At 54.6% G+C, this 8,347-nt stretch carries 9 protein-coding genes; 7 read left to right on the top strand and 2 right to left on the bottom strand.

Features of this window, described 5'->3' with window-relative positions:
• Window positions 1-609 precede the first annotated feature (609 nt).
• The 5 genes from COMA2_RS19710 to COMA2_RS05500 all read left to right on the top strand — a co-directional run bounded on the left by COMA2_RS19710 (window position 610) and on the right by COMA2_RS05500 (window position 3,581).
• Window positions 610-1,209 carry a hypothetical protein gene (locus COMA2_RS19710; protein WP_139077093.1) on the top strand — a complete coding sequence of 200 codons (600 nt, stop codon included), beginning with the start codon at window positions 610-612 and terminating at the stop codon, window positions 1,207-1,209.
• 121 nt (window positions 1,210-1,330) lie between these two features.
• Complete coding sequence (locus COMA2_RS19705; RefSeq protein WP_139077091.1) at window positions 1,331-1,591, top strand: hypothetical protein; 261 nt, start codon at window positions 1,331-1,333, stop codon at window positions 1,589-1,591.
• A gap of 177 nt (window positions 1,592-1,768) precedes the next feature.
• Complete coding sequence (locus COMA2_RS05510; RefSeq protein WP_139077089.1) at window positions 1,769-2,305, top strand: hypothetical protein; 537 nt, start codon at window positions 1,769-1,771, stop codon at window positions 2,303-2,305.
• Window positions 2,306-2,489: 184 nt separating this feature from the next.
• Window positions 2,490-2,807 (top strand): nucleotidyltransferase domain-containing protein, encoded by a 318-nt coding sequence (locus COMA2_RS05505; RefSeq protein ID WP_090895375.1) that lies wholly within the window; start codon window positions 2,490-2,492, stop codon window positions 2,805-2,807.
• An 81-nt stretch (window positions 2,808-2,888) separates the two neighbouring features.
• Window positions 2,889-3,581, top strand: a complete 693-nt coding sequence (locus COMA2_RS05500; RefSeq protein WP_139077087.1) for a hypothetical protein — start codon at window positions 2,889-2,891, stop codon at window positions 3,579-3,581.
• A 25-nt stretch (window positions 3,582-3,606) separates the two neighbouring features.
• Here the strand turns inward: COMA2_RS05500 and COMA2_RS05495 are convergent, their stop codons facing one another.
• On the bottom strand, window positions 3,607-4,143 hold the full coding sequence (locus COMA2_RS05495; RefSeq protein WP_090895371.1) for a gamma carbonic anhydrase family protein: 537 nt from the start codon (window positions 4,141-4,143) through the stop codon (window positions 3,607-3,609).
• 91 nt (window positions 4,144-4,234) lie between these two features.
• Between COMA2_RS05495 and rimO the strand changes: the two genes are divergently transcribed.
• Together rimO and purU are read left to right on the top strand one after the other, a co-directional pair.
• Window positions 4,235-5,689, top strand: coding sequence for a 30S ribosomal protein S12 methylthiotransferase RimO (gene rimO / locus COMA2_RS05490; RefSeq protein WP_090895369.1), 1,455 nt, complete (start codon window positions 4,235-4,237; stop codon window positions 5,687-5,689).
• A gap of 65 nt (window positions 5,690-5,754) precedes the next feature.
• A complete protein-coding gene (purU, locus tag COMA2_RS05485; protein WP_090895367.1) occupies window positions 5,755-6,621 on the top strand; it encodes a formyltetrahydrofolate deformylase in 867 nt (288 codons plus the stop codon).
• A gap of 99 nt (window positions 6,622-6,720) precedes the next feature.
• Here purU and COMA2_RS05480 read toward each other — a convergent pair whose 3' ends face one another.
• Entirely contained in the window at window positions 6,721-8,208 is a 1,488-nt protein-coding gene (locus COMA2_RS05480) for a DegQ family serine endoprotease (RefSeq protein ID WP_090895366.1), read from the bottom strand.
• Window positions 8,209-8,347: the final 139 nt, after the last annotated feature.

The following is an 8,347-nucleotide window of genomic DNA, read 5'->3' as shown; positions in this document are numbered from 1 at the left end:
GGACTAAGCGCACCGCTTCTTCTTTGAACGCCTCCGTATACGACCGTCGTGTCTTCGAGCTCATACTGTCCTCCGATTTCCTCATTCTCCCACTTAGGGAGGTGTCTGTGAAATCGGGGGAAGGGCAACTTCCATGGAGACGTGGCTAGCTTGGTACAGCCGTTTAAGACTCCTCTTGAATTGAGCCTAGCTGGACAATGTGTTTCAGAGTCTATGGGAGATGTGCCTCAGATGACAAAAGCTGATTTGCTGGAAACCTATACACGTCGCCTTACGGAGAGGACTGGTGAGCCGTTAAAGGTCCGTGAGCTCTTTCTTAGGATGGCGGAGGCGATGGCGGACCAACTTACCTATAGTCTTCCGCTTCGGGAGATAGAACAGATTGCGTCGTCCATTTCTGATCATCCGTCTTCCGCCATCGATCTACTCACGAGTGCCTCGAGGTCCAATCTCGTAGAGGTTCGCTACAATCGTAGCTCTTTTCGTCATGAACAGTTCCAGTTGTATTTTGAAGCAGAAGCCCTTCTTCGACAGAACAGTGAGCGGCAGGTTCTCGCCTCAACTCTTGCTCGACCGCGAAATCGGCATCTATCTGAGATGGTCATCCCCATGATTACCGATGAGGCCGTGTTACGAGATGCGCTGATCGGCCTGGAAGATGGCAAAATCATAGCAGCGTGCTTACAAAGTAGCCTGGGGCCACTTGCAAAGAACGTTTCCAGAAGCGATGCAGAACAAGTGCTCCACGCCTGTTACGTCAATGCGGGGGAATTCGCGCTTCGTATTGGCGATCAAGCTGATGTACATCCGCTCGTGGATTCATTGGTGATTGGAGAAGGCGTCTTATCTTTGACGAGCTATGAAAAGGCGCTGCTACGCGCCGCAGGATCTTTCTTGTACGAAGACGTATTCTTAGATGAGGTATTGTCTCTGATTCGAAGGACTGACAATAGGATCGACAAAATACTAAAGGAATGGCCTCCGGAACATAGGAAACTCGTCAGAGGAGGATTGTTTGCGGATCTGTACATATTTGAAAAGCCCGGAGAAGGGCTATGGCCCACTTCATTCATCACCACGGCATGCCATAACGCCTTTCGGTCTCAAGCGAAGCCCCCGGTGTTGTCAAAAATCGCACGGTTGCTCGATGGCTCAAAAAGTCCTACGGCCGGTGAATTGTATGTCTGCGCCCTGTTGTTGGCGATATGAAGGAGAACCTCCGAGCCAGCTCCCGAAGCTCTTACGGCTGTCCTGGGATACCGGACTCTATCATCTAGGGCTTGAGACGCTTCAACTAGTTCAGGGGTATGCACATAAAGTAACAGGACCGTTGCGGGATGAAATTGTTGAAGTGCTTTCCGGATTTGAAACGAACAACCTTTTTCTCAATACGCAGTTGGTGGAAACAAGGATGGCTTATGACTTGCTCGAGCCGGCGATCGATGCTGAAAGCGTAACCAAGGAGATTGAGAGCATTATTGAGGGAGAAGATAGCCAGGAAATCAGAGAATGGGCCTATTCGGCAATAAGCAAGCAATTCGAGGATGTGTTTCAGGGTGCCTATTACACAGCAATCCGTGAGCTGTTATAAGAGGACCTTGTCATTCTCTATACACGGGGGGCACTGGGCGCACCCAGCTATGGAATCGCCGGTGACTATATCCTCGAAGAACTGATCCAATTGCGAGACGTAAGAGCATTGCCTGCCTTCGAGCGATGGGCAACAGAAATAGACGCGGAAAGTTCGAACACGCGAGAAACCGCTCGCGTGTATGCCTTGGCACAAGCTGGATGTGCCATTTTTCGACCATTCCCGGCACAACTGGCCAACTTAGATTCAGATGCAAAACGTGCTTGGCAACTCTATGGGGAGATCTTGTTCTGGGGAAATAAATCGACGCTCTCCCATGAGGACATCATGGCGAAGTGCACGCCCCTTTGGGAGAAGTTAAGAAAAGAGTTTCCTTTCGAAGCCATCGACCCGTTGATGCATCTGTGGAATGCTGGTCGGTCACTAGACATGAAGCTCCCCATAAAGGGCCTTCGCGAATTAGCCGCGGACTTTCAAGACATGGTGCTATCTTTGCTGGAATTTGGTTTGATCAACCGAGAAAGGCTCATCACCATCTTTGAGCGCTCGGCTTCATTTCAGAAAAACCGACTGACTATATTCCTCATCGAACTTCTCGGTGAGCTTGGTATCCTATCGAGTATAAAAGTGCTGGAGACATTGACCGAAACACCGGACTACGGTCAGACTGCTGTTGAAGCCATCCGTTCCATCAGAAGACGGGGTGGAGAATAAATGTAGGAGCCTCATTTTCCGTGGCGATTCAGAACAAGAAGTAGCCGCCTGCCGCCGCCGGCTGGATGACCTTTCCAGTCGGTGCTTCACCGCGCGTTCTAGGGAGATCTATGATTCCGATGCACGCCAATGAATTGCCGTCGTGGAGACGCTCATGTAAGCTGAGAGCCGAAAGGAACATTCCATGACACAAGCGGCTCTCCTGGAGCACGTGACAAAGACCATTGTCGAACGGTTTCACCCAAAGCGCATCATGATATTCGGCAGCCATGCTCGCGGCGAAGCCGGCCCGGACAGCGATCTGGATTTGTTCATCGAAATGGACACGCTTCACCGCCCGCCAGATCGCGCGATCGCAATCAGCGAAGTGTTTGGACTCCGTTCATGGCCGTTGGATATTGTCGTGTACACGCCCGAAGAGGTCCGCCGGTTGCGAAATATCAACGGCACACTCCTATCCGTTATCGAGAAGGAGGGCAAGGTGCTGTATGAGCAGCGCTGAGTCCAACTTCTCGGCATGGTTGCGCAAGGCAGATCACGACCTCCTCAACAGCGAAAACAACCTCGCAGCCAAAGATATTTTTTGAAACCCATCCATAACTCAACTCGGCGTGTAATCACCCAGGTGTTTGATCGCCTCGATTACAAGCGGCTGGAGTCCGTCTACTGCCACGAAGGTGGGGATGAGTTTTGGCAGGCGAAGCGAGAGCCCTGCCGAAGATTAGGTACCAAGATAGCCGAAGTTCTCATAAAGAAGTTGCCGCGTGGCGGGCGTAGTCTATACGTCGGAGCCGGCGTGACGGAACTACCGGCCTTGGTAGCGGAAGCACTTGATCTTGGGCGTCAGGTCGAGCCGTACAATCTCCGGCGGTCGGAAGTAGCGATACTCAATCGTGCCTGCCGGTCCTTGCCCGTAAGGTTTAGGGCGCAGGACGCTTCTTCAGCAGCCGGCCGCTTTGATCATCTCTGGATGGTGAGTGTCTTGAATGATCCGGAACGGTTTCCGCACCTCTCACCATTGTCCTATGGGCGAGCCGATCCGGTCACGTTCGATCCGGTGCGATTTCGAAAGCAGCGCCGAATTGTTCAATCTATCGTGAACCGTTGCATGCCAAAGTTACGGCTGCCAGGCCTGGTGACCACTTCGACCGAGGAAGTCATCTGGATTGCAGACTGGTGCCACCGGCACAAGATTCAATATCGCGTGGAGCGGAAACAGTACCCGACGGCGCTTGTCGGCGATCCGATCTGTCTCATCAAGATTGGTAAGGGGTGAGCCGTGTCGGAGTAAAGGCGTTCATTCAGAGTTCAAACCCGGTTTTCTTGGCTGAATCGCCCATGTACTGCCTCGCGTACTTCACATAATTCTCCGCCGATTCTTTAATCCAGGCCAACTCCTTCTCCGTGACCGGTCGCTTAACCTTGGCTGGTGCTCCGAGGATCAGACTCTTGGGGGGAACGATCGTGCCTTCAACGACCAAGGCCCCGGCTCCCACCACGGAATCTTCTCCGATCACCGCACCATCCATGATGATAGCGCCCATACCCACCAACACGCGACTTTGAATCGTACAACCATGCAGCACGACATTGTGGCCGATCGTGACCTCATTGCCGATTATGAGCGGGTGGGTATCATGAGTCACATGCAACATGCAGAGGTCCTGGACATTTGTCCGATCTCCGATCCGGATATAGTTCACATCGCCCCGGATCACGGCATTGAACCAGACGCTGCAATGTTCACCCATTATGACATCGCCGATCACGACAGCGGTGTCTTCGATAAAGCATGATTTGGGGATGGTGGGCTTGATGCCTTGAAACGTGCGAATCATGAGGAGCACTCTAGGAGAAGTGGGCCTCCTCTCGCAAGGGTTTACAAGGGTCTCATTGACAGGCTTTTTAACCGTCCCGTAGACTGCCTCCATGTCTCAGCCCCTCCTCCTCCCTCAACGCGCCGGATCAGCCAAATCCAAGCCAAGGGGGTCCACAACCACCATTGGTTTCGTCAATCTTGGCTGTTCCAAGAATCAGGTCGATTCAGAAATCATGCTCGGGACTCTTGTGACCGAGGGGTTTCAACTGACCAGCGACCCGAAGCAAGCCGAAGTGGTCATCGTCAATACCTGCGGCTTCATCGAAGAGGCCAAAGAAGAATCGATCAACACCATCCTTGAACATGGGCAACTGAAAAAAGCCGGAACCTGCCGTGTCTTGATTGCGGCCGGCTGTCTCGCACAGCGGTATCAAGGAGACTTGCTGAAAGAGTTACCGGAATTGGACGCAGTGGTCGGCACCGGGGAGTTCGGCAAGATCGCGGAGATTTGCCGAGACTTGTTGGCTCCTAAAAAACGACATCGACGTCTCTGGATCAGTCAACCTCCCTATCTCTACGATGAACTCGCGCCTCGCCTAAGACTCGGCAAGCAACATAGCGCCTATGTGAAAATCGCCGAAGGATGCAACCGCAACTGTACGTTTTGCGCCATTCCACTGATGCGCGGGAAGCAACGCAGCAGGCCGGTGGAATCCATTGTTGCCGAAGCGCGCCGGCTCGCCGCTGAAGGGGTCAAGGAGATCAACCTCATCTCGCAAGACACGATCAACTATGGTGTGGACCTTGGTCTACGCAAGGGCCTGGTCCGTCTGCTTCGCGAATTGGTCAAAGTTGAAGGCCTCCGGTGGATCCGGCCGTTCTACCTCTACCCTCAGCAAGTCACGGACGACCTGCTGGATCTCTATGCGGGCGAGGAAAAGATCACGAAGTATATCGACATGCCGCTCCAGCACATCAATGACCGTATGCTCAAACGCATGCATCGGCTGGGCGATCGCGCCGCCATTGAGTCTCTCGTCGATCGTATTCGTACCCGCATCCCCACTGTGAGTTTTCGGACAGCCTTTATTGTCGGTTTCCCTGGAGAATCCGATGCCGCCTTCACCGAGCTGCATGAGTACGTGACACAGGCTGAATTCGACCGCGTTGCGGTGTTTCTTTATTCGGATGAGGAAGGCACGGGGGCGGTCGGCCTAGATGAAAAAGTCGAGCGGGACGTCATGGAGGAGCGCCGCAACGCCATCCTCTCCGTTCAGGAATCTATTTCCGCAGCCAAAGGCCGGGCCAAAGTGGGCACTACCATCGACGTGCTGATCGATGGACGATCCGAGGAAACGGAACACGTTCTGGAAGCCCGCCACGAAGGGCTCGCTCCTGAAATCGACGGTGTGGTCTACATCGACGAAGGCCGGTCCGACACCGCTCCACAACACCCAGCGCATCACAACGTCTCCTCTCCCACGCCCGGTGATTTCTGCAAGGTCGAGATTACCGATGCTTCGGCCTTCGACCTCGTCGGACACATCATCACGACTCCTGTCTAAGGGAGTGTGGTTTCTTGCCGCTCCTGCTACACTCTGAGCAGCCAGCAACAGCGGGGAGAGCACCGATGTCGGCACAGGGAAAAGATTCGATCATTCTGTTGATCCATTGCAAAGACCGCAAAGGCATCGTGGCGCGTGTGTCGGGGTTCATTCACGATTTCGGCGGCAACATTCTCGATTCCGACCATCACACGGACAAGGATACGAACGATTTTCTCATGCGGATGGAGTTCGCCACGGAGGGATTCCAGATCCCCTCGGACGACATTCCGGCTGCCTTTGCGCCGATCGCGAAAGTGTATGAGATGCACTGCGAAGTGTATCCGTCCAGTCGACGAACCCCGGTCGGCCTGCTGGTTTCCAAACAAGATCACTGTCTGGCCGACCTCCTGCAACGGCACCGCCGAGACGAACTGCGCATCGATATTCCCGTCATCGTCTCGAATCACGACACCTGCGCGAGCTGGGCGGAGCTCTTCAAGATTCCGTTCGCCGTCTATCCCGTGACCAAAGAGACCAAGCCGCAGCAGGAACAGCAGATCGTGGCGCTGCTGAAAGAGCAGCGGGTGGAGCTTGTGGTGATGGCTCGCTACATGCAGATTCTCAGCGCGGACTTTCTCGCCCAGATCGGCTGCCCGGTCATCAACATTCATCATTCCTTTCTTCCAGCCTTTATCGGAGCCAACCCCTACCGGCAAGCGTACGACCGCGGCGTCAAGATCATCGGAGCGACGGCACATTACGCGACCCAAGATTTGGATGAGGGGCCGATCATCGAGCAAGACGTGATTCGTGTCGGGCACAGGGATACAGTGGACGATCTCGTGCGGAAAGGGCGCGACCTTGAAGAAATCGTCCTGGCACGCGCTGTGCGACGGCACATCGAGCGGCGAGTGTTGGTCTATGCAAAAAAGACGGTCGTGTTCGATTAAGCCTTGAGCACCACATCGTGGCCGACAGACGAAGGGGGAGCAGGCATGAGCCTGCTCCCCTTCTCCTTTGACGGGTCCTTTGACGTGATTTGACCCCCCTTACACTTTTGCGGATAGAAACAGGGCATTCCCTTGCCGATTGACGAGGATCAAGACGTGCCCCCCCTTCTTCATGTGCGCGGATACTTTCTCAAAGTCCTTCACGGACTTGACCGGCTGCCGGTTGACCTCTCGAATGACGTCGCCTGGCATTAACCCAGCCTTCTCGGCCCCACTATCAGACTCAACCTTGGTCACCACGACTCCCTGGGCCTTACTCCTGAAACCCAACGCTCTCGCGGTGTCCTGATCCAGATCCTCGACCGACAGACCGGCCAAGGCATGCTCGTTGTGGTCGCCTTCCGCCTTTGCGATTCGAGGTTGGTCCGGTTGCTCGCCGACGCGCACGGTCAGCTCATGCTCCCGTCCATCGCGAACCACTTTCAGCGGCACCGTGCTGCCGATCGGTGTCCTGGTGACGAGCCGCTGGAGAGCGACGCCGTCTTCAACCCTGATGCCTTGATACTCGATGATCACGTCGCCCTGTTTGAGTCCGGCGAGATCCGCCGGGCTGTCTTCCTTGACATCGCTGACGAGGGCGCCTTTCGAATCCTTGATGTTGAAGGACGTGGACAGATCCTGGTTCAAGTCTTGAAGACCGATCCCCAGATACCCTCGAACCACCGTGCCGGTCTTGACCAGGCTCTCATAGATCGGCTTGGCCATCGTCGTTGAGACCGCAAAGCCGACTCCTTGATACCCGCCCGTCTGCGAAAAGATGGCTGTATTGATGCCGACGAGCTCTCCTTTGGTGTTTACCAGCGCGCCACCTGAATTCCCCGGGTTGATGGCGGCATCCGTCTGAATAAAGTCTTCGTACTGCGTGATTCCCATATGGCCGCGGCCCACGGCGCTCACGATCCCGAGCGTCACGGTGGAATTCAACCCGAAGGGATTGCCGACCGCCAAGACATACTCACCGACCTGCAGTTGCGAAGCATCGCCCCATGGTATGGCAGGAAGACCGCCGACATTGATCTTGATCACGGCAAGATCGCTCTTTGGGTCAGCTCCGATAATCTTGCCCTTGAATTCCCGCTTGTCGGGAAGAGTGACGCGTACTTCATGCTCCTTGGCGATCACATGATTGTTGGTCAAGATATATCCATCCGAAGAAATGATGACGCCCGACCCTTGCCCTCTCCGAGGCCCTCGGTGTTCAAAAGGGTCAGCCGGTCCACGCCTTTGAGGCCCAAAAGGTCTTCCGAAAAATTCTTCCATTCGGTCTCGTAGCTCGTCGGGAACGGAGGACCCGTCCGACACCTTCTCCGTCATGACGGTCGTGATGTTGACGACCGCGGGAGTGACTTGTCTTGCGACATCCGTGAAACCGTTCGCGGGAGTTGTGACGACCGCGGCGACGGGAGTTGCAGTCGGGGCACTGGATGCCTGGGACGCACTGAACGAGTACCCACCCCAAACCAGAACCCCACTCACGAGACAGATTCCGATCGTGGAACCGACCTTGCCAAGCAGGTGTGATGACATATGTCCTCCGTTAATTTTTGAAGCCGGCTGATCCAAACCCTTGGAATGCGTCTATGTCTGGTCATCAACCCTATCGACAGGAAGGTAACTATCGGTGATGAGAGGGAGATTAATCGGGGATTAAACTTCGCTAACAGGG

Source organism: Candidatus Nitrospira nitrificans (genome assembly GCF_001458775.1).
Classification (GTDB): Bacteria; Nitrospirota; Nitrospiria; order Nitrospirales; family Nitrospiraceae; genus Nitrospira_D; species Nitrospira_D nitrificans.
Note: the sequence above shows the minus strand (reverse complement) of the source record. Positions and strands in the feature narration are given on the sequence as shown.

Excerpts from the sequence above, each read along its gene's own strand:
- COMA2_RS19710 (WP_139077093.1), top strand. The coding sequence starts at position 610 with ATGATTACCGATGAGGCCGTGTTACGAGATGCGCTGATCGGCCTGGAA.
- COMA2_RS05505 (WP_090895375.1), top strand. The coding sequence starts at position 2,490 with ATGACACAAGCGGCTCTCCTGGAGCACGTGACAAAGACCATTGTCGAA.
- COMA2_RS05495 (WP_090895371.1), bottom strand. The coding sequence starts at position 4,143 with ATGATTCGCACGTTTCAAGGCATCAAGCCCACCATCCCCAAATCATGC.
- rimO (WP_090895369.1), top strand. The coding sequence starts at position 4,235 with ATGTCTCAGCCCCTCCTCCTCCCTCAACGCGCCGGATCAGCCAAATCC.
- purU (WP_090895367.1), top strand. The coding sequence starts at position 5,755 with ATGTCGGCACAGGGAAAAGATTCGATCATTCTGTTGATCCATTGCAAA.
- COMA2_RS05480 (WP_090895366.1), bottom strand. The coding sequence starts at position 8,208 with ATGTCATCACACCTGCTTGGCAAGGTCGGTTCCACGATCGGAATCTGT.